This window comes from Jeotgalibacillus alimentarius, from assembly GCF_000829445.1.
Classification (GTDB): Bacteria; Bacillota; Bacilli; order Bacillales; family Jeotgalibacillaceae; genus Jeotgalibacillus; species Jeotgalibacillus alimentarius.
Genome location: NZ_JXRQ01000015.1, coordinates 274,757 through 300,381, shown reverse-complemented (window position 1 = coordinate 300,381; position 25,625 = coordinate 274,757). Strand labels below are relative to the sequence as shown.

The 25,625-nt window shown below is 44.3% G+C and carries 26 protein-coding genes and 2 other annotated features; of the genes, 18 read left to right on the top strand and 8 right to left on the bottom strand.

Features of this window, described 5'->3' with window-relative positions; genetic code table 11:
* The first annotated feature begins 218 nt into the window (after positions 1 to 218).
* From KP77_RS05430 to KP77_RS05395, 9 genes are all read left to right on the top strand, one after another.
* Positions 219 to 1,223 (top strand): ROK family protein, encoded by a 1,005-nt coding sequence (locus tag KP77_RS05430; RefSeq protein WP_235420672.1) that lies wholly within the window; start codon positions 219 to 221, stop codon positions 1,221 to 1,223.
* Position 1,224: 1 nt separating this feature from the next.
* Entirely contained in the window at positions 1,225 to 2,424 is a 1,200-nt protein-coding gene (locus KP77_RS05425; RefSeq protein WP_041121670.1) for an MFS transporter, read from the top strand.
* Between the two features lie 81 nt (positions 2,425 to 2,505).
* Positions 2,506 to 2,979, top strand: a complete 474-nt coding sequence (locus tag KP77_RS05420; RefSeq protein WP_041121669.1) for a glutathione peroxidase — start codon at positions 2,506 to 2,508, stop codon at positions 2,977 to 2,979.
* A gap of 10 nt (positions 2,980 to 2,989) precedes the next feature.
* A complete protein-coding gene (locus KP77_RS05415; protein WP_041121668.1) occupies positions 2,990 to 3,436 on the top strand; it encodes a MarR family winged helix-turn-helix transcriptional regulator in 447 nt (148 codons plus the stop codon).
* Between the two features lie 65 nt (positions 3,437 to 3,501).
* Complete coding sequence (locus tag KP77_RS17795; protein ID WP_084218600.1) at positions 3,502 to 3,654, top strand: DUF3934 domain-containing protein; 153 nt, start codon at positions 3,502 to 3,504, stop codon at positions 3,652 to 3,654.
* Between the two features lie 290 nt (positions 3,655 to 3,944).
* Positions 3,945 to 4,550: a histidine phosphatase family protein gene (locus KP77_RS05410; RefSeq protein WP_041121667.1), complete on the top strand. Its 606-nt coding sequence runs from the start codon at positions 3,945 to 3,947 to the stop codon at positions 4,548 to 4,550.
* Positions 4,551 to 4,561: 11 nt separating this feature from the next.
* Positions 4,562 to 5,011, top strand: a complete 450-nt coding sequence (locus KP77_RS05405) for a DUF4181 domain-containing protein (RefSeq protein WP_041121666.1) — start codon at positions 4,562 to 4,564, stop codon at positions 5,009 to 5,011.
* A gap of 12 nt (positions 5,012 to 5,023) precedes the next feature.
* Positions 5,024 to 5,485 carry a DUF4181 domain-containing protein gene (locus tag KP77_RS05400; protein WP_041121665.1) on the top strand — a complete coding sequence of 154 codons (462 nt, stop codon included), beginning with the start codon at positions 5,024 to 5,026 and terminating at the stop codon, positions 5,483 to 5,485.
* A gap of 22 nt (positions 5,486 to 5,507) precedes the next feature.
* A complete protein-coding gene (locus tag KP77_RS05395) occupies positions 5,508 to 5,792 on the top strand; it encodes a hypothetical protein (protein WP_041121664.1) in 285 nt (94 codons plus the stop codon).
* Between the two features lie 2 nt (positions 5,793 to 5,794).
* Here the strand turns inward: KP77_RS05395 and KP77_RS05390 are convergent, their stop codons facing one another.
* Entirely contained in the window at positions 5,795 to 6,199 is a 405-nt protein-coding gene (locus KP77_RS05390) for a hypothetical protein (protein WP_041121663.1), read from the bottom strand.
* Positions 6,196 to 6,894, bottom strand: coding sequence for an aspartate/glutamate racemase family protein (locus KP77_RS05385; protein ID WP_041121662.1), 699 nt, complete (start codon positions 6,892 to 6,894; stop codon positions 6,196 to 6,198). Before KP77_RS05385 ends, KP77_RS05390 begins: the two co-directional genes overlap by 4 nt.
* A gap of 231 nt (positions 6,895 to 7,125) precedes the next feature.
* Here KP77_RS05385 and KP77_RS18620 point away from each other — a divergent pair, with 231 nt between their 5' ends.
* The gene (locus KP77_RS18620; RefSeq protein ID WP_084218599.1) at positions 7,126 to 7,413 is read left to right on the top strand and encodes a DJ-1/PfpI family protein; all 288 of its coding nucleotides are present in this window, start codon (positions 7,126 to 7,128) and stop codon (positions 7,411 to 7,413) included.
* Between the two features lie 220 nt (positions 7,414 to 7,633).
* Positions 7,634 to 8,548: a methyl-accepting chemotaxis protein gene (locus KP77_RS18570; protein ID WP_041121661.1), complete on the top strand. Its 915-nt coding sequence runs from the start codon at positions 7,634 to 7,636 to the stop codon at positions 8,546 to 8,548.
* A 124-nt stretch (positions 8,549 to 8,672) separates the two neighbouring features.
* Here the strand turns inward: KP77_RS18570 and KP77_RS05370 are convergent, their stop codons facing one another.
* Positions 8,673 to 9,227 carry a DUF4256 domain-containing protein gene (locus KP77_RS05370; protein ID WP_041121660.1) on the bottom strand — a complete coding sequence of 185 codons (555 nt, stop codon included), beginning with the start codon at positions 9,225 to 9,227 and terminating at the stop codon, positions 8,673 to 8,675.
* 156 nt (positions 9,228 to 9,383) lie between these two features.
* Here KP77_RS05370 and KP77_RS05365 point away from each other — a divergent pair, with 156 nt between their 5' ends.
* The 3 genes from KP77_RS05365 to KP77_RS05355 all read left to right on the top strand — a co-directional run bounded on the left by KP77_RS05365 (position 9,384) and on the right by KP77_RS05355 (position 13,749).
* A complete protein-coding gene (locus tag KP77_RS05365; RefSeq protein WP_041121659.1) occupies positions 9,384 to 9,632 on the top strand; it encodes a hypothetical protein in 249 nt (82 codons plus the stop codon).
* Between the two features lie 99 nt (positions 9,633 to 9,731).
* Positions 9,732 to 9,970, top strand: a binding site (T-box leader).
* 48 nt (positions 9,971 to 10,018) lie between these two features.
* Positions 10,019 to 13,093: an isoleucine--tRNA ligase gene (ileS, locus tag KP77_RS05360; protein ID WP_041121658.1), complete on the top strand. Its 3,075-nt coding sequence runs from the start codon at positions 10,019 to 10,021 to the stop codon at positions 13,091 to 13,093.
* A 170-nt stretch (positions 13,094 to 13,263) separates the two neighbouring features.
* On the top strand, positions 13,264 to 13,749 hold the full coding sequence (locus KP77_RS05355; protein WP_041121657.1) for a GNAT family N-acetyltransferase: 486 nt from the start codon (positions 13,264 to 13,266) through the stop codon (positions 13,747 to 13,749).
* Positions 13,750 to 13,912: 163 nt separating this feature from the next.
* Here the strand turns inward: KP77_RS05355 and KP77_RS18095 are convergent, their stop codons facing one another.
* The 4 genes from KP77_RS18095 to KP77_RS05340 form a co-directional block, all read right to left on the bottom strand.
* Positions 13,913 to 14,083 carry a hypothetical protein gene (locus tag KP77_RS18095; protein ID WP_160289504.1) on the bottom strand — a complete coding sequence of 57 codons (171 nt, stop codon included), beginning with the start codon at positions 14,081 to 14,083 and terminating at the stop codon, positions 13,913 to 13,915.
* A complete protein-coding gene (locus KP77_RS05350; protein WP_041121656.1) occupies positions 14,061 to 16,850 on the bottom strand; it encodes an EAL domain-containing protein in 2,790 nt (929 codons plus the stop codon). Before KP77_RS05350 ends, KP77_RS18095 begins: the two co-directional genes overlap by 23 nt.
* Positions 16,851 to 16,949: 99 nt before the next feature.
* Positions 16,950 to 18,215, bottom strand: coding sequence for an MFS transporter (locus tag KP77_RS05345; RefSeq protein WP_084218597.1), 1,266 nt, complete (start codon positions 18,213 to 18,215; stop codon positions 16,950 to 16,952).
* A 57-nt stretch (positions 18,216 to 18,272) separates the two neighbouring features.
* Positions 18,273 to 18,511: a binding site (T-box leader), on the bottom strand.
* A gap of 204 nt (positions 18,512 to 18,715) precedes the next feature.
* Positions 18,716 to 20,092: a vWA domain-containing protein gene (locus KP77_RS05340; RefSeq protein ID WP_052473981.1), complete on the bottom strand. Its 1,377-nt coding sequence runs from the start codon at positions 20,090 to 20,092 to the stop codon at positions 18,716 to 18,718.
* Between the two features lie 769 nt (positions 20,093 to 20,861).
* On the opposite strand from KP77_RS05340, the gene KP77_RS18090 reads away from it, so the two are divergent.
* Positions 20,862 to 21,122, top strand: coding sequence for a hypothetical protein (locus KP77_RS18090; RefSeq protein WP_160289503.1), 261 nt, complete (start codon positions 20,862 to 20,864; stop codon positions 21,120 to 21,122).
* Between the two features lie 64 nt (positions 21,123 to 21,186).
* Here KP77_RS18090 and KP77_RS05330 read toward each other — a convergent pair whose 3' ends face one another.
* Positions 21,187 to 22,404 (bottom strand): MFS transporter, encoded by a 1,218-nt coding sequence (locus tag KP77_RS05330; RefSeq protein ID WP_041121654.1) that lies wholly within the window; start codon positions 22,402 to 22,404, stop codon positions 21,187 to 21,189.
* Positions 22,405 to 22,951: 547 nt separating this feature from the next.
* Between KP77_RS05330 and KP77_RS05325 the strand changes: the two genes are divergently transcribed.
* The 3 genes from KP77_RS05325 (at position 22,952) to KP77_RS05310 (ending at position 25,606) form a co-directional block, all read left to right on the top strand.
* Positions 22,952 to 24,454, top strand: a complete 1,503-nt coding sequence (locus KP77_RS05325; protein ID WP_041121653.1) for a S41 family peptidase — start codon at positions 22,952 to 22,954, stop codon at positions 24,452 to 24,454.
* A 40-nt stretch (positions 24,455 to 24,494) separates the two neighbouring features.
* Positions 24,495 to 24,722, top strand: a complete 228-nt coding sequence (locus tag KP77_RS05320; RefSeq protein WP_041121652.1) for a hypothetical protein — start codon at positions 24,495 to 24,497, stop codon at positions 24,720 to 24,722.
* A gap of 350 nt (positions 24,723 to 25,072) precedes the next feature.
* Positions 25,073 to 25,606, top strand: a complete 534-nt coding sequence (locus tag KP77_RS05310) for an MFS transporter (RefSeq protein WP_052473980.1) — start codon at positions 25,073 to 25,075, stop codon at positions 25,604 to 25,606.
* Positions 25,607 to 25,625: the final 19 nt, after the last annotated feature.

Here is a 25,625-nt window from a genome sequence, read left to right as displayed (position 1 = left end):
TTGTTTTCTCTCGATGTGACCATCCTCTGAAGTATGTAATGCCGAATCAATCATGATTGTCAGTCCTTCCTTCACAGTTACTGTATAACCACGTATGCTGCTTCCCCAACCGAAATCATTTTCTTCATCATCCCGTCTTTTCTATCCACAGAGAAAAATAAGTGTTATAGTACTTTAAGAACTTATTTAAATGATTTAATAAGTATAGATGAGGTGACATGATGGATCAGCACACAACAGACTTTGCACCGGCGGCTAAAACAGCTATACGAAAAAAGCTGCTTCAATCAGGCGGTGCGACGAAGGTTGAATTAAATAGAACAGTGGAGGCCAGTTTTCCGACGATCAGCAAACTGATAACTGAAATGGAAAAGGACGGAGAAATTATGTCTCTGGGTCTTGACGAATCAAGTGGTGGCAGAAGGGCGGAGCGTTATGTTTATAACGCTGACTATATGCTTGGTCTGGCTGTTTTAATGGAAGGCAATGAAACCAGATTCACAGTCTTTAATTGCGCAGGTGAGGTAAAGGATGAGGGTAGTAGTGCCAGCTTCTTAAAAGGGAATGGTATGGAGCCTTTGACTGAATTTATAGAGAAAATGTGCAATCAGCATTCTGCTATTAAAACAGTTTCAATCGGTGTGCCGGGGGCAGTTGATCAGGGTCGGGTTATTTTTATTCCTGGTTATGATCAGTTTCAAAAAATGAATGTAAAACAGGATCTGGAAACACGTTTTCCTGTTAGAGCGGTCGTGGAGAATGACATGAATGCTGCAGTACTGGGTTATCAGCATGCAGATCAAAAGCAATCTCTCGTCTATCTCTATGCCGGTCAAAATGGACCTGGGTCAGGTGTATTGGTGAATGGTGAGGTTGTCCGCGGAAGTACATATTTTGCCGGAGAAATTCAGTTTGTTCCACAGCAAAACGACCAAAATTTTGGTGAGAATCTAAGTGGCGGTCGGATCACATCAGATGGACAGATTGATGCGGTCAGCAGATTGGTGGCAGCCTTTACAGCAATGATTAATCCGCATGCAGTTATTTTTAATCAGCACGATATTGATGAAGCGTCCTTAGAGAAAATAGCGTCAGCAAGTTCACAGTTCATCCCTGCTGAACATTTGCCTGAGCTGAAAATCAGCAACTGGGAACAGGACTATTTAAATGGACTTCAAAAGCTTGGCATTGATCTTTTATTAACATTGCAGGGAGGGCAATAAAATGGCAACATTGCTTTTATTAATTATCTATCTTGCATTTATCAGTCTGGGTCTCCCTGATTCCATTCTGGGTGCGGCGTGGCCGGTGATGCAGCCTGATCTGAATGTGCCGATTGAAATGGCCGGGCTGCTTTTTATGACGATAGCAGGTGGAACGATTGTTTCAAGTCTTGTCAGTGGAAAGCTGCTTAAGCGGTTTGGTACGGGTAAAGTAGCTGCCGTCAGTACGCTTATGACAGCATTGGCGCTTAGCGGCTTTTTCTTTGCCCCGTCAATCATCTGGCTATTTGTATGTGCGGTTCCGCTTGGACTGGGCGCGGGTGCAATCGATGCCGGTCTGAATGATTATGTGGCAACTCATTACCATGCGCATCATATGAGCTGGCTGCATTCCTTCTGGGGTGTCGGGGCTACGCTCGGTCCGGTGATTATGGCTCAGTTTATGATCGGGGATCCTACCTGGAGAGAGGGGTATCTCGCGATTGCAGGCATTCAATTTATCTTAGTACTTGTTCTTTTTCTGACACTTCCTTTGTGGGGAAAGGTGAAGCCAAAACCTTTTGCTGAGAAGGAGCCGGAAATGGTGGAGAAGACCACTGAAGGTGTAGGCCCGCTTAAAATTAAGGGAGTCAAGCTTGCTCTTGCTGCATTCTTTTTCTATTGCGGAGTCGAGGCGCTGGTTGGACTCTGGGGTGCGAGCTTTCTTGTTAATATGGAGGATCTGCCGGCAGCAAAAGCGGCACAATGGGTTTCCTTTTACTATGCAGGCATCACAGCCGGCCGATTTGTCTCGGGATTTGTTACATTTAAGCTGAATAACCGGACCATGATCAGATCAGGCCAGACAATCGCACTCACAGGGGCCGTCCTGCTTGTATTACCGCTTCCAATCTATTTCTCATTGGCGGGGTTCATCCTTGTCGGACTGGGACTCGCACCGATTTTTCCATCAATGCTTCATGAAACACCTGCGCGCTTTGGTAGAGAGCATTCACAGACGATCATGGGTTATCAGATGGCTGTTGCATACACTGGCACTACATTCCTGCCACCACTTTTCGGGCTGATTGCTGCACACTCAACAATTGGTCTGTTCCCGGTAGTAGTGTTGCTGTTTATCGCTGCTATGCTTTTAAGTTCTGAATGTTTAAACAAAGTGTTACGGTCACTCCTGAATCAGCGTGAAAAAGCGACTGCCTGAGTTTTAAAATTTGCCTCCTTTTAAAAGAAGATATAAAATTAAATCGTACACGATATATATTCAATAAGGAGGCATTTTCGGATGACTGTCTATGATTATACTGTTCAAAAACCGAATCGCGAAGATGTGAAGATGGAAGCTTTTAAAGGAAAGCCAATGTTAATTGTTAACACGGCGAGTAAGTGCGGTCTTGCTCCGCAGTTCGAAGGGTTACAGAAGCTGCATGAAACTTATGGAGACAAGGGTCTTCAGGTGCTGGGCTTCCCGTGTGATCAGTTCAACAATCAGGAATTTGATGATATTGAAAAAACAACTGAGCACTGCCAGATCAATTATGGTGTGAGCTTTCCGATGTTTGCTAAAATCAAGGTGAATGGAAAAGAAACGCATCCGTTATTTGATTACCTGAAGAATCAGCAAAAAGGATTGCTGTCTAAGGAAATTAAGTGGAATTTTACAAAGTTCCTTGTTGATAAAGAAGGGAACGTTGTAAAACGATACGCACCGACAACACCTCCTGACAAGATTGAGGAGGATATTAAGTCACTACTGTAGGAGGGCCTGCATGAACGATTATCTCTCACTGGATCAGCAGCTGTGCTTTGCAGTGTATGAGACATCCAGTGAATTTAATAAGCTCTACACGAAAGCACTTGAACCGTTTAACCTGACCTACCCGCAATATTTAGTGCTGCTGGCGTTGCGGGAAAATGATGGCCTCGCACAAAAAGAGATTGGTGAAAAGGTGAGGCTGGGAACCGGTACGCTGAACCCGATGATCACTAGGATGACTGCAAATGGCTGGGTAACGAAAGAGCGGTCTACAGGCGATTCAAGAAGTGTCGTCATTTCACTGACTGAAAAAGCGAAGAATAGTAAAAGGGATATTGCGCTTGCAATCAAAGAAGCAATTGAACGATGCGGCATTCAATCGAATGAATATTTCGAGCTGATGAAGCTTCTTGGTTCAGTTCGTGATAAGATGAAGAAGAGTCGGATGGAACAGGCATAAAGCTACCCCGGCTATTCAAGTCACTAATGTAAAAAGTGGTATTCTATTCTTTGGAGTGAAAATAGATGGCAAAATCGAAAAAAAGCGGCGTGGGACAGGGAACCGGTAAAAAAGGCTGGAATCGCTGGCAGTCAAAAGCGAAAAAAGCAAAAAGCTTTAAACCTTACACAAGTAAGGGAACAAAAGGTCCTTCAGGTAACCAGGACGCAGACAAATAAGGGAAAGCCCGATCATTCAGGATAGTGGATGGTTGGGCTTTTTTATGTGGTTGAAAGGCTGGTGGTTGTATGATGTCTGCTAGTGGTCGTGTCTGGCGCGCTAATGGTCGGATACACCCGGGTTAATGGTCTTATCCGGACCTGTGAGTGTAGTGTTAGGTTTATTGGTGGTTGTATCAGAGAAACTGATGATTTATATTTTCAGGTCTCTCTACACTTGTACCCAAATTTTGCTATAATTAATGTAAATCGTTTGAATAAATAGAAAATTACCAGTTGGAGGAAGACGTATGGAGTTATTGATGATCAGGCACGGTCAGTCTGAGGCTGATCTGCTTCATGTTCATGAGGGCAGAGCGGATTTCTCTTTAACTAAAACCGGAGAGGTTCAGGCAGCCAGGATGTCCCAATATGTCACAGATAATTTTATACCTGACTTGATCATAACAAGTCCGTTAAAGCGGGCGCATCAGACTGCGATTATTTTAAGAGAATATACAGGCTGTGAGTTATTGATTGAGAACGATCTGATGGAATTCAATAACGGGGTACTTGCAGGACTGACAAGAGAAGAGGCGCTGAGGAAATATCCGATCCCTGATGGCGGTAGACCGATCCATGTACCGATTGAAGGGGGAGAGTCGGAGCTGGAGTTCAGGATGAGAGCAGAGAAAGCACTACATAAAATTTGTACTGATTATGCGCAATATAACAGGATCGCGATCGTTTCCCACGGCGGAATGATTTCCAATCTGCTGAAGTCTTTGCTTGAACTGCCAATCGTCACGCAGGCGGCATTTCCTACTGGGGACACCGGATTGCATTTAGTAGAAATAACTGCGGAGAAAAAGATAGTGAGGTTTTTAAACAGGCAGGAGCACTTAAGATATGAGTAAAGGGGAATTGGATGAATTTTTTAGAAGGAGCAAGTGGGTTAGTGATTCTAATCGCAGCGATTGTCACGATCATTGTAGCCTTTTCATTTCGTCCGATGATAACAAGAATACTCGGTGCTGATAGACAGAAGTTTTTCTCTCGTTACAACCATGTTAACAAAAACCACAAAATACTGGACTGGACGATCAGAGGAGTGGCGATCATTTTAATCATCGTTTTGGGGTGGATTCAAATATCCATGATCAGAAATGGGGGAGAAGTGAAATGGTATCTGGCGACCTATACCGTATTGTTTGCCATGTTTCCTTTAACCGAACTGTTAAGAGCCTACATGGAGTGGAAGCATGCGGATAACCGGAATAATTATAAGGTGACGTTGAGTGAAATCGGATTTCTTGCATGTTTAACTGTTGTCATTTTCAGCACAGGATTTTTTGGTGCTTTTGAATTGAATTTTTAAAGGGGGAATTAGATGAACTTTTTAAGTGGAGCAGGCGGGTTTGGAATTTTCCTGACGTTGCTAGTGGTATTTGGGGTTTTACTACTGTTTCGCCCGGTGGTGGGCAGAATGATGGGTGTAGACCCACAGAAAATTTCTTTGAAAAGGCATTACATCAATGAGACACATAAAAAAATTGAATGGGTGCTGTTTGGTGCACTTATTACTGTAATTATTACTGTCTTTATTATTCAGGTGCCCCTGATCTTTAATGATGAAGGTCTGAAGTGGTATCTGGACCCTATGCCATGGATCCTTGTTCTGCTTGTTATATCAGAGAGTATTAAAGCTTATCTTGAATGGAAGCATGAAGAAAATCGGAGGAACTATAAGTTGACACTGCTTGGGACAGGACTGGTTATCCTGCTTGCAGTTATCATTATTCCAACCGGCTTTTTCGGCGCATTTGAGCCTGGGTTTTTGAAACCATCGTAAAAAATGATAATAGGGGTGCACAATGTTAAAAGTGATAAAACTGTCAGCCGGACTGGTTGCAAGTATCGTGCTGGGATTGATATTTGGCGGGGGCATTGACCTGGATGATATCAAATTCCGTAAAAACATGAAACGCCTGAAAAAAGAACCGTGGTTCAAAAAGATAGAGCAGGACGGACTTTACTATGAAAAAATCTATCAAAATGAAGCGTTGAAGGAATATCTGTTCCAGGACGATATCGTTAACAGAATTTTAGAGGATGAAAAAGAGAAGGATCAACTCATAAAGCTGATCCAGTCTGTCTAATCTTACAAAGTAAAGAAAAAAACAAATGAAATAACTGCTCCGTTAGATAAGATAAATATTTTTGAAATGCGATTTATTGCCTGTTCTTTATATGAAAAGCGGATGATGACTGATTCAATCACCCAGAAGCAGATGACTGCACTAAAGACCGGAATCATGAAGTCAGAACCGAGAACTGCAGTTACAGCTGCAAAGCCGCCTGCCACGTAAAGAGCAAGCCGGGTTGAGGTGCAGAGATTCATCAGCCTTGCAAGGATTGACAGTGGCAAAGCTGTCAGGAGCAGTCCTGCTGCAAAATAGAAATAATAGATTATGATAGAACCATTTATCGGAAGAGGAAAAGCCAGTGTAAACACGATCGTGACGACCGTCAGCGTAATGAGTAATGCTTGAAAAGTTGTTTTCATATTGAGTCTCCTATAGCCTCTTTCACAGCTTCTATTGCATGAATTTCTGCTGTGTCAAATATTGGTACGGAAACGTCTTCCGCGTTGATAAGCAAACCAATTTCTGTGCATCCAAGCACGATCCCTTCAGCACCATCGCTGATGAGCTGCTGAATCACTGTTTTGTAATAGTCACGTGAATCAGGCTTGATTTGACCCAGGCAGAGTTCATCAAAAATAATCCGGTTGATCTGGTGTCTGGCGTCCTCATCCGGTGTCAGTACATCAATATTCTGTGATGTCAGTCGCTCTTTGTAAAAAGCCTGCTCCATTGTGTATGTAGTTCCTAACAAACCGACTTTACGAATGTTAGCCTGATGGATGTGTTTTGCTGTGGCATCTGCTATATGTAAAACAGGAATATTTACCTTTTCCTCAATGTTGTCAATGACCTTGTGCATCGTATTCGTACAAATCACAATAAAATCAGCTCCGGCATTCTCCAGTGAAACAGCTGCTTCAGCAAGTCTTTTACCTGCTGCTCCCCAGTCATCTTCTGTCTGATAACGTTCAATCTCATCAAAATCTACGCTATACAAAATGCATTTAGCTGAATGCAGACCTCCAAGCTGAGCTTTTACTTGTTCATTGATGATCCGGTAATAAGAAGCTGAGGATTCCCAGCTCATACCGCCTATGAGACCAATTGTTTTCACGTACAATCACTCCTTTGTCACTGCAAGTATACTATTTTTACTGAGTTGGAAAAAGTTCATTTAAAAAGTACTCTACATAGGATTGGATCATCAGATGGTGAAGGGGGAAGCTGGCTTACCGTGCATACCTGAGACGTCCATTCAGGAAGTTGATATTACGAAACTTGAAAGTATTGTACTGACTGGTGTTGATGATTTTAAACACCTGGTTAACCATCAGGAGCTTTTAGCATTTATCAAAAGTATCAATGCTCAGGGAAAATCATTGGAGCGATATCCAGTGCGCCTTACCTGCTTGCTCAAAGTGGGGTGTTAGGTGATAGAAAATATACGACAGGCTTAACAACGGAGCAAAGATCGTTTTTAGGAGTATTTACTGAAGCTCATTTTGTAGACGCCCCAACCGTTGTTGACGGCCAAATCGTCACAGCAAGAGGCTCGGCATTCATTGAGTTTGCTCTTGAATACGGGGAATTATTGAAATTGAATATCCAAAAAAGTTGGTATGGTCAAAGGTAGGCGAAAAACTTTAGCAGATCCGGCTCCCGCTCTAAATCTCTTACAAAAGTAAGAGGTTTTTTAGAGTCAAAAAGAATTTTTTAGAAATTAAAGGGATTTTATAGAAGTATGTTGAATTCAAATAGTTGTGACTTTAGAATTAATTTATTAGGTATTTTGATTCAATCATTTTTCCTATATATATCATTTTTGCCACCAACCTAACATCGGAGGGATCAACATGACCGGGCATTATACTGAAGAAACTGTAACAGATGATCTTGTCGTAAAAGCAATTGAAGATAATCTGGCTATTATCCGATTTGATAAGAATCGAAGGGTCGCCTATGTGAATAGTAACTTTGCAGAGACGGTCGGGTATAGCACCAGAGAACTTGAAAACATGCAGCATCGAGATCTGTGTTTTCCCGATTTTGTGAATAGCAGAGAATATGACCTGTTCTGGAAGGATCTTTTCAAAGGGAAAAATTTTCAGGATAAAATTGAACGAAAGCACAAAAACGGTGATTCAATTTGGCTCGATGCCACTTACATGCCTGTATATAACCAGGAGCAAAGTGAAGTGATCGGGGTGACTAAGATTGCAACTGATGTAACTGAGAAGTATGCAAAAACGAAAGAAATGGCAGCGCAGCTGAGGGTGGTTTCTGAAAACCTGTATGAACGGTCTCAACAGGGGATGGAGAGAAGCAAAGAGCTGCTTGAGCATATTGACGGTATTAAGTTCACATCAGAGGAAAATGCTGAGACGCTTGATGTGTTAAATAAAAAAACAAATGAAATTAATGGCGTCGTCAAAACAATTCGTGAAATCGCAAGTCAGACCAATTTACTGGCACTGAATGCAACGATTGAAGCTGCAAGAGCCGGGGAGCACGGCAGAGGGTTTGATGTCGTGGCAAAAGAGGTCAGAAAGCTGTCGGAGCGCGTAGAACAATCGATCAGCGAAGTCAAAGAGACGGTGGATTCCATCACCAATGAAGTTGACAAAATCACGTCAGGAACAGGCTCAGTGATGAAGCGTGTGAACGATAGCCATGCCCAAATCCAGACGACTGTAGAAGATTTCGAAGTAATTGGAACTTCAGCGAAAAAACTGGATGAGCAATCGAAGATGATTACGGGTACGGTTTAAGCGTGCATAGTCAAAAACAGCGTGGGAAGCTTCCCACGCTGTTTTTCAGCAGCCAGTCTTCTCTGTTCAACATCATGACTATCTCATCTGTATGTTGACATGGTTTATGTAGCAATTGAATGACTCAGACCTTAAGCAGCCCACGAAATCCTCTCGCCCCATAATAAGAGTCCGCTCCATTATGATAGACAAACACTGTGTCATATCGCCGATCACAAAACAGGGCGCCGCCTTTGCTGCGAATCGCCTCAGGTGTCAGCACCCAGCTTGATGTTTTCAGATCAAAGCTTCCGAGCTTTTGCAGGGCGCGATACTGATCTTCACTTAACAATGTAATTCCCATCCCATCAGCCATATGGATCGCACTGTCTTTAGGGGGGAATTTTTTTCTCGCTTCAAGAGCAGCATGGTCATAGCAGACACTTCGGCGGCCTTTTGGGCTTTCTTTGGCACAATCGACGAACACGAACCCATCGCTTTCATTTTCCAGCTCGACCACATCAGGCTCACCCTGGGTGGCTTCCATTTCGTTTAATGACCACAGTTTTTCAGGATGAGCCAGTAGCTTTTTCTCTACATTCTGCCAGTCAGTGTTCGGATGCCGGGACATATTTTTCTCGAATCTTGCTTTTAAAGCTGCTAATAGTTCTGCTTGCTGTTCCGCTGTTAAAAGTGCCATTTTACAACCTCCATCATTTGTTCATTTGGTTATATTATAATCGAACTTCTTTCATTTTTCAGAAGATTATCTGTAAAAGTCATCCATTCTGTGATAAGGTTGATAGAAAGTTTAAATGGAAATGATTCTCAAAGATGTATAAAGGGGTGATCGATCGTGATCAATCATAAGTACATGAACATTTCAGCGGTATTTTTTGTGTTGGGAATAGTAGTATGGCTGCCGAACCTGATTCTGGATTTCGGAACGCCTCTTACACTTCTGTCTATGGTCTTTGGGGCAATTGGCGTCATATTCGCAGGAATGGCGAGGAACTGGCTGCTTGTTGTCGCAAATGTTTTTGTGATGTTCAGCTTCTTTTTAGTGATGGGGTTTGGGTATTATTATTTTAGTTTGACTGGGTAGACGGTCCGGACGCACACACCGTCCATCACGCCCTGCACCAAATTTCCTTGACAATTCTCCATCCTTTAGCATAAGCTATCTCTAACAAAACCCAATCTTTAACATTCTATGACGAGAAAGAGTAACAGGCGTGCTGTGGCACAGAGAGCTGACGGGTGGTGCAAGTCAGTGTTCAGGCGGCTGTGAAGATCCTCTCTGAGAAGCAGTGCTGAAACGATTTAAGCGCTGCCGGGATTCCGCCGTTACAAGGAACGCGTATGATGGTACGTAGATTTGAGTGCTCAGGGGATTTCTTCTTGAGAATCAGGGTGGTAACGCGGGCTAAGCTCGTCCCTAACGGTTGTTAGGGGCGGGCTTTTTTGTATGCTGAAAAGGGAGGCAATCTAATGGAAAAGACGCAGGGACAGAAAACAGCACCAGAGCGGGAAAAGCAGGTGCAGAAATTTTGGAGAAATGAACAGATCTTCAAGCGGTCGATTGATCAGCGGGAGGGACATGAAACGTTTGTGTTTTACGAAGGGCCGCCGACTGCGAATGGCCTGCCGCATGCAGGGCATGTACTTGGACGTGTCATAAAAGATTTTGTTGCGCGCTATAAAACGATGAGTGGTTATCAGGTACTGAGAAAAGCCGGCTGGGATACGCACGGTCTGCCGGTAGAGCTTGGCGTAGAGAAGAAGCTTGGACTCTCAGGGAAGCGTGAGATTGAAGAATACGGCGTGGAAAAATTCATTGAGGAATGTAAGAAAAGTGTCTTTGATTATGAAAGACAGTGGCGGACATTTACCGATGCCATTGGCTATTGGGTGGATATGGATGAACCGTATGTAACGCTTGAAAACCGTTATATCGAAAGTGTGTGGCACATCCTTTCAACGATTCACAAGCGCGGGCTGCTTGAGCAGGGACACCGCGTTGTTCCTTACTGCCCGAGCTGCCAGACCTCACTCAGCTCACATGAAGTGGCGCAGGGTTATAAAGATGTGAAGGATCTTTCTGTTACTGCAAAGTTCAAGGTCAGGAACACAGACAACGAATATTTTCTTGGCTGGACGACAACACCATGGACACTGCCATCAAATGTGGCATTGGCTGTTAATCGTGAATTGACCTATGTGAAAGCAAGACAGGGGGAAGAAGTATATATTGTAGCGAAGAACCTGACTGATAAAGTCTTCAAAGAAGGCTATGAGGTTATCAGTGAGCACTTGGGAAGCGAATTGACAGGGTTAGCTTATGAGCCGCCGCTCAACTATTTAACGCTTCAAAAGGGACACGAAGTGATTGCAGCTGACTTTGTCACAGAGGACAGCGGTACGGGGATTGTTCACCTTGCCCCTGCACATGGTGAAGACGACTACCAGGCGATTAAAGAATCAGGGCTGGATTTTGTAAAGGTGGTAGATGAAGCAGGATGTTATACAGAGGAAGTGACCCCGTTTGCCGGTGAGAAAGCGAAGGATCAGGATGTTGCGATCATCAGACTGCTAGCAGAAAACGGACGGTTATTTGATAAGGAAAAATACGAGCACAGCTACCCGCACTGCTGGCGCTGTGATTCTGCGCTGATCTATTATGCGATGGAGGGCTGGTTTATCAAAACAACTGCGATCAAAGAGTCAATCATCGCGAATAACCAGTCAGTTGAATGGCATCCGGGACATATGAAAGACGGGCGCTTCGGGAAATTCCTTGAGGGGATGGTGGATTGGAACCTGGGGCGTAACCGTTACTGGGGGACACCGCTGAATGTATGGATTTGTGAGTCGTGCGGCCATCAGCATGCCCCGGATAGTGTGGCGGATTTGAAGGCGCATGCGAAGGGGGACACACTGGAGGATCTGGATCTTCACAAACCGTATGTGGATGAAATTCAGCTTAATTGTCCGTCTTGTGCCGGTACAATGACCCGGACGAAGGAAGTCATTGATGTCTGGTTTGACAGTGGGTCGATGCCGTTTGCCCAGTATCATTATCCATTTGAAAATAAAGATCTTTTTGATAAGCAGTTCCCGGCTGATGTGATTGCTGAAGGTGTGGATCAGACGCGCGGCTGGTTCTACAGTCTGCTGACAGTGTCATCGCTGTTTACCGGAAAAGCCCCTTATAAAAGAGTATTGTCACTCGGACATATTCTTGATGAAGACGGCAAAAAAATGTCTAAAAGTAAAGGGAATGTGATTGATCCGATGGAGCTGGTGGAGCAGTATGGTGCAGACGCGCTTCGTTGGGCTCTTTTAGCGGATAGTGCACCATGGAATAATAAGCGTTTTTCAGCAAATCTGGTCAGTCAGGCAAAATCAAAGCTGGTTGATACGCTGCATAACGTGCATGCTTTTTACAGCATGTATGCAGGAATAGACGGTTTTGATCCGGCTGTCCATGGAAAGGGAGAACGTACTCTTTTAGACAAGTGGGTACTGTCACGACTGAGCTCAGTTACAGAAGCAGTCAGCGGCCACCTTGATGACTATGACTTTACTGATGGTGCCAGGGAACTGACAGGGTTTGTTGGTGAGTTGAGTAACTGGTATATCCGCCGCTCCCGTGACCGTTTCTGGGGTGAGGGAATGAGTGAGGATAAGCTCGCTGCTTACCACACGCTCCGCACTGTAATGGTGACGTTAAGCAGGCTGCTGGCTCCGTTCACGCCATTTATCGCTGAAGAGATCCATCTTGATCTGACGGGAAAAAGCGTTCATTTAGCGGACTTCCCGGCTGCAGATCAGTCACTGCAAAACCAAAAGCTCGAAGCGGATATGGCCCGTGTACTTCAGGTAGTGGAGCTTGCCCGTCAGCTGAGAAATGCCACAAATCTCAAGACAAAGCAGCCGCTTGCAAGTGTAACGGTCATCGGATCAAAAGAAGAAACGGATCCGCTCAAGGAGTATGAAGCGATTGTCATGGACGAAATCAATGTGAAGTCTGTGAACCTGCAGCAGGAAGCGGGAGACACTGTACGCTACGAAGTGAAGCTGAACTTCCCGACTGCCGGCCCAAAGCTTGGTAAAAAGATTGGGGCAGTGCAGAAGGCATTACAGCAGCTGTCATCTGAAGAAGCAAAGAAAATAGCTGAGCAGGGGTTTGCTGAAGTTGCAGATGAAAGAGTGGAGGCAGAGGACCTTCAAATCAGACAGCAGGCAGATGAAGGGCTTGAGTTAGCATCGAATGCAGCTTATACCGTGCTGCTTGATACGGTATTAACAGAAGAGCTGAAGGCAGAGGGACTCGTCCGCGAACTGATCCGCGGTGTTCAGCAGTACCGGAAAGAGCTGAATCTGCCCGTTGATCAGCGGGTGGTACTGGTGTTTGATACAAATGAAAAAATGCGTTCAGTGGTGACTCAGTTTAGAGAACTGCTGGAGCAAAATCTGCTGGTCAGTGAGCTGAAGTTTGGGAAGAAGGAAGGTATGAAACGGTTGGAGTTTGATGGGGAAGAGATTGGGATTGCGGTTGAATGAGTGAAGCAGAGGATGCATTCCTCTGCTTCAGCTCTGAGCCGCTTTCTGCTGAGGAATGATTTGAAACATCCTGGCTGCAGCTGTCATATTCAATACAATCGCTTTATTCGAATTTGATAGTACGATTATTTTCAAAAAGGAAAAAGCGTATTTACTAAGGGAGAATTTTCATGACGAAATATCTAATCAAAGACATGACACGGACAGCAGCAGAACAAATAAATGAATGGACATATGCGGAGCCATACAGTCTTTACAGTATGTCAGGCGATCCGGATGATCTGGAGGAATTGATGGATGGAAGCTATGTTGCTGTATATGCCAATGATCAGCTGGTGGGGTACTTTTGCTACGGGAAGCATGCACAGGTTCCTGCCGGGAAAAGAGAGCTATATTATGAAGATACTGCGTATACAGACATCGGGCTTGGGCTGCGTCCGGCATTGACAGGCTCAGGCAGAGGACATGATTTTTTGACAGCAGGTTTGAAGTTCGGAAGGCAGAGATACGGGTTTGGCAAGTACCGTTTGAGCGTTGCGGGATTTAATGAAAGAGCGATCAGGCTTTATGAACAGGCAGGGTTTGAAAAGACTGGGTCTTTTGTGAATCAGGCTGGGGAAAAAAACATTCAGTTTTTTGTGATGAAACAGGTGTAGGGTGGCACGTCTGAAGTGTGGTGCAGTAGGCGTTGAGCGGCGGGATAGGATTCCCTCAATTTCGGTTTTTATTCCATCAGCCAGGACCGGAATTCCCTCAATATGAAAATGATTCCTTCAATGGAACGAACTATTCCATCAGGCAGGTTTGGGGTCTCTGTTATTACATCAGCATGGATGTTAATTCCATCAACGACGGGCGGAATTCCTTCAGTTCAGCGGATAATTCCTTCACCACGCCACCCGCCGTCTTAGCTCCCATCATCAGACATGCTGATGGGAAGCTGTTCACCCAGCTTCCCGTTTCTGCACTATCCGCCAATCCCTTTATCAAACAATTCCTGCAGTTCAGCTGCCGGAACCGGTCTGCTGAAGAAATATCCCTGCATACAATAGCAGCCTTCTTTCATCAGCATATCTATCTGTTCCTGCGTTTCCACACCTTCAGCAATTACACCATAGTCAAGCTGCTTGGCGAGGTGAATAATCGTTGAATTCAGGGCAGCAATATGGGGTATCTGCGTCATTCCATCTACAAATGAGCGGTCAATCTTGATGCAGTCGATTGGAAAGTCTTTGATATATTTGAGTGAAGAATAGCCTGTTCCAAAGTCATCGAGTGCAATTGTCAGCCCGATATCTTTCAGTTCATGAATTTTCGCTGCATCATGTGACTGGATGAGTGTGTGTTCCGTCAGTTCAATCTCAAGATATTTCGGGTCGATGCCTGCTTCATGTAAGACCGTCTGCACGGTTTGTACGACCCGGGGGTGCTGAATTTGCCGAATAGAAAAATTGACTGCCATTGTGATCAGCTTCCCCTGAGCGTGCCAGACCTTCAGCTGATTGATGGCTTCACGCAGCACCCAATTTCCAAGCTTCAGTATGACCCCGGTTTCTTCTGCCAGCGGAATGAATTTGTCAGGCGGTACTTTACCAAGTTCCGGGTGAGTCCAGCGGAGCAGTGCTTCAACCCCGGTAATTTCTTTCGTCTGGTAGTTGACCTTCGGCTGGTAATACACCTCAAGCTCATCCTTTTCCACTGCTTGATGCAGTGCGTTCAACAGGTTTGATCGTTCAACGTTTTTTTCCCTCAGTAAATGAGTGAAGTAATGATAAGTACTGCCGTATTCCTTGGCTACATACATCGCTGTGTCAGCGTTCCGGATCAGTTCCTCTTCATTCCGGGCGTCATCCGGATAGACGCTGATGCCGATACTTGCGCTGGTGAACAACTCCTGGCGCCCAATATGTATCGGGTCTGTCAGGCAGCTGAGCAGTTTCATGGCGATTTCATCAAGCTCTTCCATACGTGTAACATCTTCAACAAGAACCATAAACTCGTCCCCGCCAAGTCTCGATACCGTGATTCTTGAAGAAATAAATGACCTGAACCGGTCAGCAATCTCGTAAAGCACACGGTCACCGATTGCGTGTCCGTAGGAATCATTAATCAGCTTAAAGTGGTCCAGGTCTAAAAACAATACGCCTAAACGGCTGTCTTCTTTAATCGTTTTCAAAGCGGAATTAATTTTTTGAGTCATATAGCTTCGGTTTGGTAATTGAGTAATCACATCATAATATGCCTGATTGTGAATTTTTCTTTCCAGCTCTTTTCGTTCAGATACATCCCTGAACGTGACAACTGCTCCGCTAAAGCGGCCTTTATTTCGTATTGGTGTAGATACATATTCCACATCAAAAAGTCCGCCGTCTTTTCCTGCAAACTTTTCTTCTGAGGAATAGGTTTTTTCCCCTGTCTTAAGTGACTCGTATATGGGGGAGCTCATCTGCTGATATAGCTCAATTTCCTTTGAGTAATGAGCAACAACATCATCCTGTGGCTTACCGACAAGTTCATCGACTTCAAAGTTGAGCATCGCTGCAGCAGTAGGATTACAGAATGTTATAATACCGTCTTTATTTAAGCCGTAAATCCCTTCACCAGCTGAGTTCAGAATGGATTCATTCTTTTTACTGAGCTGACGAAGGTCATCATTCATCGTTTCAAGAATTTCGTTTTTCTCCTGTAATTCACTCGTCCGGTGCTTAATAATGTCTTCAAGATGTTCCAGGTGAATTAAGTTATCGAGCACACCGGCTGTCGCATCGGCTATGGAGGTGGCTAGCTGCTGCTCTGCATCCGTATATGCCTTAGGCGCATCAAAGCTGACAATACCAAGTGTTCCGAGGACCTCACCGCGGGAGACGAGAGGGAGCGTGTACATGGCCTTGATACCAAAATGGTTAATGGCTTCTTTATTTGTGCGCGGATCATTGACAGCGTCTATTACCATAACAGGTTCCTTTGTCCTCATGACTTCCTGAAAAACTGCGTCCTTTTCAAAGTTGATCTTTACTTCCTCATGCACCTTTTTCCAGTCATCTTCTTTCCATGTGCTCTGGGAAGAAAGCTTATGAGGAATGGCAGATTGGGTAAACATATCATTCAGATGTGCTGCCACGTTTGTATTGTTCAAAGCTTCCGCAATGTACCGAAAGCTCGTTTCAAGCGCTTCCTGAACGGTCACACATAATGACAGGTCGCTTGTAGCATCAAGCAATAGCTGTTTGTCCTTCACAAGCTTTTGTGAATGTGTAAATAATTCCGTATTGCGAATCGCAACGGCAGCCATCGTGATATACGATTCTATCGCTTCTAGTTCCTCTTTGCTTAAATGCAGTGGAGAACTGTAATCAAAAAGGAAAACCAGCCCATACATCGTATCCTCATAAAAAATTGGCAGGCCGAAAACGGACTTAATTTTAAACAACTCAATTGGAATAGGATCCGGCCGGTTATCCTGACTGGTATCCGGAATATAAATGCTCTTTTTTGTCGCGACAATTTCAGCTGCAAAGCGGTCTTTGTTCAGGTCGATGACCATTTTATCAAGCGTAATTCCATTGAAGTCATCAGGTTTCCCGACATATCCCTGGTAATGCTCCGGACCGATCGGAAGGTAGATGCCCACTGCATCACACCGCACAATCTCTTCAGAAATCGCTTTTACGACCTGCTCCAACACTGAGCGTTTGTCTAACTTCAGGTGAATCATTTTCGTGATTTCAGCTAACCTGGTATACCGGTCATGAGGCATGGTTATCCCACCTTTTCTTTTTGTCATATCGTTACTATAAGAAGTTTTTGTGACTTTCTAATGTGTAGGTAAAAAAGAATGTTTTGTTTTATTATATAGTTATTTAGTACTCTTTGTCGTAAAAATGTTAATTATTTTAAAATGTTTGGTCATTTGATCATGTCTTTTTAGCAATTCTTTACCTTTAAACAACATGAAAGATAAATATCCTGTTATTAAAACCATGACGAACACGCCACTTAAAACCGTCAATCTGATAGGGAACTGTGAGGCTGACCAGGCAAAGGCGGCCGTTACAGTGATCACAAGAAGTGCTTCTACGAAGTGAAAGAAACTGCTGATACGCCCCATATATTCAACAGGGACTCTTTTTTGGATCCGTGTCAGAAAACCTGTATTTGCAAAAGCGAGAGCTGCCCCGAGAAGACTTACCCCTGCGCATGCAACGAAAAAGTCGGTAGAAGCTGCAAAAATCAGATACCCGGCCGCTGTCATCAAAGAGCCGGTTCCAATCAGAACAGAAGTGCTCCATTTTGCTGCCCCTGCTACATTTATCGCTGCGCCTATGATCATGCCGGCCCCTGCACAGCTGACCAGCAGGCCGTATTGCGTATCCGTCAGTAAAAGGGCGTCCTTTGCAAATGCCACTTCCAGGGAATCCACCGCAGTCTGCAACACGATAAAAAGTGTAAATAGAAAATAGACGCCCCACATTTGTCTATCTGTCTGACGAAATTGCAGTGTGCTTTTCCAATCGGACATTAAGTCTGTTTTGATTGAAAATGATTTGCTCTGCATGTCAGAAGCATCAGGTCTTTCTTTGAATGAAATGACTAAGATGAACATTGCTGACACCAGCAGAGCGACGCTGTTGATAAAAATAGCTGTAACAGCACTGCCATTCATCAGCAGCAAACCGGCAATTGCCGGACCAACAAGAAATGCGCCGGAATCCAGCAGACTTCTGATGGCATTGAAGCGATGCAGTTTGTCTCCGGGTATAAGGAGCGCTGTAAAACTCATGCCAGCAGGCTGTAAAATGGAAGAACACATCTGCAGAAGGAACACGAATAAATAACTGATCCACAGTGTGTCAGAGAGTATACCGACCCCTGTAACCAGCAGACTTTGTAACAGTGTGAGCCAAAACATTAACCGTTTTTTCTGAACGCGGTCAACAAGGCTGCCGCACCAGAATGTCGTCAGAAGAGCAGCTGCGGGACGGATGATATAAAGCAAGCCGACAGCAGCGGCAGAGCCTGTTTCATTAAAAATCATCAGGTTCAGCGCAATAAAGTAAATCCATGATCCGATACTTGTGATTCCGATTGAAGATAATAAAAGAATAGCTGATTTGTTCATCATGACACCGCCTTATTTTGATTGTGCAAAATAAAAAATCTCACCCCCAGGACAAATTGTCCTGAGGGCGAGATTCCTTCGCGGTGCCACCTCAGTTTGCTGCTATGTCACCATACCAGCCTTTTCAGGTACGAAATCTATACCCAAGCCCGTTAACGGGGGCATCCGTTCTGCCATCACATAAAGATCCGGCAGAATGCTCTGAGGCTTGATTCGATGATCTTCCACCTGCTCCTTTTCAGCACCGGAGCTCTCTGTTAAGGGTTCGGATCATCTACTGTTCTCTTCGTCGCATGTAAATGTCAGATGATTATAGCACTGTTTTGTATGGAATTGCCATCATTTTTTAAAATGTGGGTATCGCGGGAGTGGATATGACCATCGCCAGGGCTGATACGACCACAAACCCGGGTGTATCCGACCATCACCGATGCAAACACGACCACCAATCTTAACAACGCGTCCATTGACGGTTGAAAGACAGTCGAAGCGAATGGGAAGAATTATTCCCCATCCGGCTTCGAATCCTCAATCATCTGATCCATGCCTTCCACACCTTCTTCTTTCATCCGCTGAAGCTCTTCATAAAAGGCGCTTCCTGTTTCACGTGCCAGATCAAAGTTTGCAGTCGCAAGATCTTTCATCGGTCCAAGCTGATCGTAAGTAATTTTGCCTTCATCCATCAGCTGAGACATCGCATTATATTCTGAATTCACCTGGGCTCTGGCATTATTCTGCCAGGCAATACTGAAATTGTTGATGTCCATCGTGGCATGCACACTTGTCCAGTTGCGGTCATTCCGTGCGCCTACACGCCACTGCTTCCACTCCTGCAAAATATCCTCTGTTCTTTCAAATTCACTGCGCAGCCCTTCTGCGTTATTGACATTCGCATAGGCGCCGCCAGCTTCTTTTGCTACGTCTTTTAATTGCTGCTGTGCTTCAGAGTCAGCATTAAATCCGATAACGTTAATAATCGGAGAGATATTACTTCCGGCAAAACTCTTTGCTGCTTCAACCGGGTTGCCGTCACACGTTTCAATTCCGTCACTGACCAGGTAGATCAAGTTCGTATTCTTCTCGCCGTCCAGTCCTTCAAAGCTTTCGGCTGCTGATTCAAGTGCTCCTGCAACCGGTGTCCAGCCGGCCGGTTCGAACTTGTCAAGCGCTTCCTGAAAAGCCGCTTCGTCGTAAGATCCGCGTTCGTATACTTCTTCAATCGCCGAACAAGACATTTCTTTATCAGCGTCATCTCCGGTTCCTTCATGTCCATAGACGCGAAGGGATACATTCGCTTCTTCAGGGGCGGAAGAGAGGAAGCTTTGAATTTCACGTTTTGCCTGCTCCATCCGTGTCTCACCGCCGGCATCAGCACCCATTGAGCCACTCGCATCTAAAATAACTTCAATATTGTAGTTTTCCTTAAATTCATAGCGGGGGTCTGCTTCCGGCATTCCTTCCATATCAAAACGGGCCATATCCAGTACACCTGACGGGTCAGGAAGCTGTACCCTTGTAATGTTATGAATGTACTGATAATACAATGCCATCTCTTCCTGAGTTGCATCCTCAGGAAGGGCTGGTACATCTCCAAACAGCTCTAGGAATTCAATCTCTTCATTGCCATTTTCTTTTTCACTTTGCAGCAATCCATTGCCCTGCTGAACAAAATCCTGTGGTTCTTCAGGCAGGGCAGGGAGGTTCATCTCTTCAAGTTCAGCTAACACACTTTCAGGTTCGGCAGCGACTTCCTCTTCCTGCTCCACCTCTTCAACCGGTTCATCTTGTGCCTGCTGGGATGTATCAGTTTCTTCCTCACCCTGACACGCTGCAAGCGCCATACTAAGCGCCAATATAGAAAGCCATGATTTCTTTTTCATCTGACTGCTCCTTTCATTCGGGAAAATTAGATTATGAAATGTTTATACGTTTAACCTGTACATACGTTTCAAATAATTGTTAAACTACTACTTTTCTAATAGGGAATGAGATGATTGTCAAACCATGGATTGCTTATGTATTACATGAGGGGAGACATTGGTCTGTGTGTGTTGTCATAAATAGATTCATTTGTACCAGGTTATTTTTTTCGTCAAGCAGGAAAAAGGTTTGGTTTGGGTGGAGAAATTATGTGGAGAGCGGTGTGTTTATGACATTCATTACAGTTTGTATGACTATAGGACCGTTTTGTGTTGAAGAAAGGAAATCTTACTTTTTTATTCCAGATAAATTAAGTAAGATTTCTTTTACATATTTTAGAGGGGTTATGTGTTTGAGACTAGAAGTATGAATAGCAAGAAGCTCATTCATTAAATTGTTATTTGGGAAGGCAGGTTATCCATGAACAAGGTGATATTCGGAATATTTCTGGTGTTTTTTAAAACTAACATCAGTTTTTTAGATATTGGAATTGATTATTCATTTACCAATCTGATCGGATATATCCTGATCTTTTTTGGCATGAAAAAGTTAGAGAGAAGATGCGAGGTTATCACAAAGGCCTATCCTGCAGTCATCTTCATGATTCTACACAGTATCATTATATTTCTGTTGAACATGACCGGAAATTCCCCTTTAGAAATCCCTATCGATTCCTATACTGTAGTCCTTGCTGCGGCAGGTCTGATCTTTGTAGTTGGAGGGATGTTTATGATCTTTGTGGTGATTTCTCAGTTGCTCATAGTATTGGAAAATGAGGCAGGGGAGCATTTTTATGTGAAAAGGCTGAATGTGGTCTGTGCAGCTATGATGACGGTTTTCGCTTTAGCAGGATTCAGCTACTTCCTGTTTCAAATGACGCCGGGAGTTGCGCAATTTTGGATGGGCATCCTCTTATTGCTGAAGGTTGCTTTCATTGTGTCATTCTATAATGAAATGATTCGTCATAGAGAAAGGGTGGCTGAACAATAAGTGTATCAGAAGCGATTGTTTATATGAAAAAAAGCACAGAGAAAATCTGTGCTTTTTTTCGTAGTTATCCTGTTGCGCTTACGCCTGCTTTTACATCGAGTGTTTTTTGCCCTAGCGTCAGCAGCAGCGCTGAACCGAGCAATAAAACACCTGCTGTGATAAATACGATTCTGACACCAGCGAGGTCTACAAGAAGTCCGGCCAGCAGCGTCGTCACAGCATAGGTGGAAAAAGATGCTGCTTCCTGTGCTGCATACACTTTTGGCAATAGGTGCTCTTTTACATTCGTCTGTACCAATGTGTTAAGTGTGATGCCTTTAAGCTGTGTAACAAACCCAAACAGTACTGATAATAACAAGGCAAGGTAGGGATTAGAAATCAGTCCAAACACTATTGTTGCAAGGGCTGCAGTGTAGGCAGTTATGATGACACACTGTTTTGCGCGGCGTTGTAACAGTTGATCCACTCTGATCGCAATCAGTCCGCCTGCAATGAGTCCTGCAAAATAGCTTGAATTGATATAACCCCACCACGGCTCACCGGCCTGCAATACTTCAGCTACATACACATAGACAATGGCTGCGATCCAGACAACACCTGCATTGACTTCAATCAATTCTACAAGTGTGACTACTCTCAAAAACGGACTCCTGAGAATTGCTTTCCAACCGGCGCGCCGATCTTTCTCGGCAGGGTTGCTCTCTTCAGTACTTATACGCAATAACCTGAACAGCATGCCTGCAAAAAGGGTTGCCGCGATATACAAACCGACAGTGATCCATATCAGTGTTTCTGCTGAACTGATCGCAATCAATATGCCCCCGAGCGGCCAGGCACTGAGCTGAATGGTTTGTGTTACCACGCCCATATAGCCATTGGACTTCACTAAATGCTCACGTTCCACAAGCCTTGGAATCAGTGCGTGGCTCGCCGGAGAAGCCCAGCCATCTAAAAAAGCGATCCCTGTAACAAACAGAAAAGTCATGAGGATTGTCTCCTGGGTAATCTGCTGATAACTCACAGCGAGAGCCAGTAACAATATAGTTTTCAATCCCTGCGAATAGGCAAGCAGCTGTGGCAGGGCGAATCTGTCCATCACGTGCGGTGCAGCGAGTGCTCCAAGAAACCGCGCACTCATATTAAAAAACGGCAGCAGTGCCATATAAAATGCTGACCCGGTCAGTAAATAAATCGTGGAAATCAGCGACACGATATAAAACACATCACCCAGATTGGCCATTGACTGACCTGTAAGTAAATAACGAAACGAATGCTTCTTCATCTTTCTGCTCCTTTTTCAAAAGGCGGACCGCCCTCTGAGAAGACAAAAAAGCGCACAAATTCACCTTTTTGCCTCCGGGGTGAACGAGTCGCCTGTATTCTCTATTCAATTTAATAAAGGTGGAAGTCGCATTCTACACTCGTCTGTTCTCCGATCATGTTTTAGTTGTCAATAGTTTACCATATAGGGTCTGGCTGTGGTGGGTTTTTAAGGAATTTGGACTTTGGGTTGGGGGGTGAGGGTGATGGAATTACCTTGTTGGCTGAAGGAATTAGCCCAGAGGCTGAGGGAAAAGTGACGGCTGTTGAAGGAATTCGAGCGGTGCAGGTGGCCGCTGATGGAATAAATTCAGGATTGATGGAATCATAATCGGGATTGAAGGGAAAGTGTCCCGGATTGATGGAATAAATCATAAGTTGAAGGAAATCCCGGCCCCGCACGGAGAATCAAGCCATATCCCATCCGTCATCACTCTTGTCCCATTTACACATACAGCCGAAACTTTCCCCGCCCTCCACCCGTATACCCACTATAAGGGGTGGGAAATATGAAAAAATTTGTATATCTATTACCGTTTTTACTATTAACAGCCTGCGTTGACGACGAAAAGGCTATTGAGACAGAGAGTGAGCCGGCTGAATTTGTGATTGAAGAGAGGGAGTATGCCGATCCTCCTGCAACGTCAGGTTATGTGCCGGATTTTACAACTACTGATATAGAGGAACTGCCTGTTGAGGTGCTCGAAGAACTGTCAGTAGAGCGGCCGATGTCTGAGACTGTTACTACAGATGAGATGCGTGAGGATATTGATACATTTTTGCGTGCGATGCGCTATGGGTACGGTCCTTATGAATTCTACGGTGGGGATGAGGCATTTCTCGCGGCTGAAAATGAATTGAATAAATGGATTGATTCGCAGGACCGGCCTGTCAGTACGCTTACATTCACAGGGAAGTTGAGCGATGCTTACTCGTTTATTAAAGATCAGCATTTTGGGATCGCTGGTACTCAGGCCTATATGAAAGAAGTGATTCCCCACAGTGTTGAAGACTGGATATTCACCAAAGAGGGGGATACATACTTTTATGAAGGGGAAGAGGTCATATCGGTTAATGGTGAAGATGCAGAAGCGTATATGAAACCATCTTTAGGAGAGAGCGGCGAGGAAATCTACCGGACTGTCAGCATGTCAGAAGACGGGGCAGGTCAGTGGACGCTTGAGACTGCTGATGATACGTATACGGCATTTTCTTTTCAAATGACGGTAAAACAGGATGAAACAGACTCGCTTTTTGACATTAGTGAAACGGATGAAGAGATTCCTGTGATTCGTTTTGGGACATTTATGTTCACTGAAGAACAGGATTTCACTTTTGAGGATATGTTCGAAGCGATTGATGTGATTGAGGATGCGCCTGCAGCGATTCTGGATCTGCGGGATAATGGCGGGGGCCTTACTGGTTTTGGTACACGCTTTGTTCATGAACTGACAGGCGCCCCGCCGTCACATAGTGAGAGTGTCTGGCTCGATACAAAGACAATCAACCTTTTAATGATGGAAAGGTTTAAAGGCCGTATAGAAGAAGGAGTGATTTATAAAACATTTTATGAGGACTATGGCCTTTTTCTACCAGACCCGAATGAGGAATTCCAGTTACCTGATGAATCTGCTGCAGGTATTGAGACGTTTGATACATTATGGGCTGGTACTGATGTGGAAATCTCAGAATCACCTTCACTTGAGACACCACTCTATATTCTGATGAATGAAAATTCAGGTTCAGCAGCTGAACTTCTCATTTCTGATTTGCTTGAATACGATCAGACAACTTTAATGGGTACTGCTACACGCGGCATGTTCACTAGTGATGCAGGCTCGCTTTTTTACCTGCCGAATTCCGGTATCAGTATTCATATGCCCGGCAGTGTTATTGTCAGTCCCTATTCATTTGAGCGCGAAGCAATCGGGATTGAACCGGATATCTGGCTGTCAGGCAGTGATGCGATGGAACGGATGGTTGAATGGGTGGAGGAGCAGCATGTAGAATAGAGCGGAGCAGGTATTGCTGCAGTGAAAGGACGAATCAAATATGAGGAAGAACATTCTACTAAGCATGGTCTGGCTGACAGGTATCTATTGCTTCATGCATATTATTTTCGATTTTAATATTAATCAAAATATAGTGATCTTCGGTGTAGATACTCATATCACGATCAGCCTGATCAGCAGAGTGATACAATTACTATTTTTTATCCTTTTGTTTATTTATTTCCAAAGGTATATAAAAAGAGCTGATACTACAGCGGAGGGTTCATAATATTTGTTCTGCCCAGTCTGTCGATTAAGTCTCTCGGAGGATTCGAGATAATCGACAGGCTTTTTTATAGTCAATAGAGAAGTATATTATATGGTGCTCCGTAAATAGATAAAGGGGGAAAAGATAGAAGGTTTGATTTGAAGATAATACTTACTAACAGAAGTGAGGAAACAATGTGGATATCATTCAAGCAGCGGCAAAAGACAGTGCTGCAATAGCATCATTATTTAATGCGTACCGTCAGTTTTACAAACAGGCACCTGACTTAGAGGGTGCATAGCAATATATATTTGAAAGGCTGTCAAAAGATGAATCAGTGATCTTTTTTGTCAGGGAAAGTGATCAGCTACTTGGCTTCACTCAGCTATACCCATGCGCAGGAGGTGGTATTTGCGAGAGAGGTTGTGGGTTTATCGGAGCTTGAATACAGTTTGCTGATCAGTATTACCGGGATTGGATCAATCGCAGGGGCGCTCGTATTATCCGTATTATCTGAAAGACTGTCTATCAGAATGATGACCATAACGGGTCTGCTGCTGATGGCAGTCGGCTATGTCATCTATGCATTCTCCTGGTCCTTTGCAAGTATTGCTGGAGGCTTCATCCTGCTTGGTTTTTTTAACTCATTTTTAAATACTGGCATGTCCACTTTCTATCAAAATAATGTTCCGGTGGAGCTGATGGGACGTGTGACGAGTGTATTTGAACTAGGGCAGAGTGCTTTTCAGGTTTTATTTGTTCTGTTGCTTGGAGCGGTTGCAGATTTCTTTTCACTGAGAGAAGCGATTGTGACAGCTGCACTGCTTATGCTGATCTTATCATGTGTTTTCTGTGCATTTCTGTGGAAGCCGGGGAGGGAAGAAGCTTTTGTGGAAGAATCATAAAAAGGCGAAGAAATAATTT

What these genes read in the sequence shown, in the direction of transcription:
- KP77_RS17795 (WP_084218600.1), top strand. Translation starts at nt 3,502, where the DNA reads ATGGCAAAATCGAAAAAAAGCGGCGTGGGACAGGGAACCGGTAAAAAA.
- KP77_RS18570 (WP_041121661.1), top strand. Translation starts at nt 7,634, where the DNA reads ATGACCGGGCATTATACTGAAGAAACTGTAACAGATGATCTTGTCGTA.
- KP77_RS05320 (WP_041121652.1), top strand. Translation starts at nt 24,495, where the DNA reads ATGAGGAAGAACATTCTACTAAGCATGGTCTGGCTGACAGGTATCTAT.
- KP77_RS05355 (WP_041121657.1), top strand. Translation starts at nt 13,264, where the DNA reads ATGACGAAATATCTAATCAAAGACATGACACGGACAGCAGCAGAACAA.
- KP77_RS05330 (WP_041121654.1), bottom strand. Translation starts at nt 22,404, where the DNA reads ATGAAGAAGCATTCGTTTCGTTATTTACTTACAGGTCAGTCAATGGCC.
- KP77_RS05410 (WP_041121667.1), top strand. Translation starts at nt 3,945, where the DNA reads ATGGAGTTATTGATGATCAGGCACGGTCAGTCTGAGGCTGATCTGCTT.
- KP77_RS05425 (WP_041121670.1), top strand. Translation starts at nt 1,225, where the DNA reads ATGGCAACATTGCTTTTATTAATTATCTATCTTGCATTTATCAGTCTG.
- KP77_RS05325 (WP_041121653.1), top strand. Translation starts at nt 22,952, where the DNA reads ATGAAAAAATTTGTATATCTATTACCGTTTTTACTATTAACAGCCTGC.
- KP77_RS05420 (WP_041121669.1), top strand. Translation starts at nt 2,506, where the DNA reads ATGACTGTCTATGATTATACTGTTCAAAAACCGAATCGCGAAGATGTG.
- KP77_RS05340 (WP_052473981.1), bottom strand. Translation starts at nt 20,092, where the DNA reads ATGAAAAAGAAATCATGGCTTTCTATATTGGCGCTTAGTATGGCGCTT.
- KP77_RS05400 (WP_041121665.1), top strand. Translation starts at nt 5,024, where the DNA reads ATGAACTTTTTAAGTGGAGCAGGCGGGTTTGGAATTTTCCTGACGTTG.
- KP77_RS05415 (WP_041121668.1), top strand. Translation starts at nt 2,990, where the DNA reads ATGAACGATTATCTCTCACTGGATCAGCAGCTGTGCTTTGCAGTGTAT.
- ileS (WP_041121658.1), top strand. Translation starts at nt 10,019, where the DNA reads ATGGAAAAGACGCAGGGACAGAAAACAGCACCAGAGCGGGAAAAGCAG.
- KP77_RS05390 (WP_041121663.1), bottom strand. Translation starts at nt 6,199, where the DNA reads ATGAAAACAACTTTTCAAGCATTACTCATTACGCTGACGGTCGTCACG.
- KP77_RS05405 (WP_041121666.1), top strand. Translation starts at nt 4,562, where the DNA reads ATGAATTTTTTAGAAGGAGCAAGTGGGTTAGTGATTCTAATCGCAGCG.
- KP77_RS05370 (WP_041121660.1), bottom strand. Translation starts at nt 9,227, where the DNA reads ATGGCACTTTTAACAGCGGAACAGCAAGCAGAACTATTAGCAGCTTTA.
- KP77_RS05430 (WP_235420672.1), top strand. Translation starts at nt 219, where the DNA reads ATGATGGATCAGCACACAACAGACTTTGCACCGGCGGCTAAAACAGCT.
- KP77_RS05350 (WP_041121656.1), bottom strand. Translation starts at nt 16,850, where the DNA reads ATGCCTCATGACCGGTATACCAGGTTAGCTGAAATCACGAAAATGATT.
- KP77_RS05345 (WP_084218597.1), bottom strand. Translation starts at nt 18,215, where the DNA reads ATGATGAACAAATCAGCTATTCTTTTATTATCTTCAATCGGAATCACA.
- KP77_RS05395 (WP_041121664.1), top strand. Translation starts at nt 5,508, where the DNA reads ATGTTAAAAGTGATAAAACTGTCAGCCGGACTGGTTGCAAGTATCGTG.
- KP77_RS18090 (WP_160289503.1), top strand. Translation starts at nt 20,862, where the DNA reads ATGATCTTTGTGGTGATTTCTCAGTTGCTCATAGTATTGGAAAATGAG.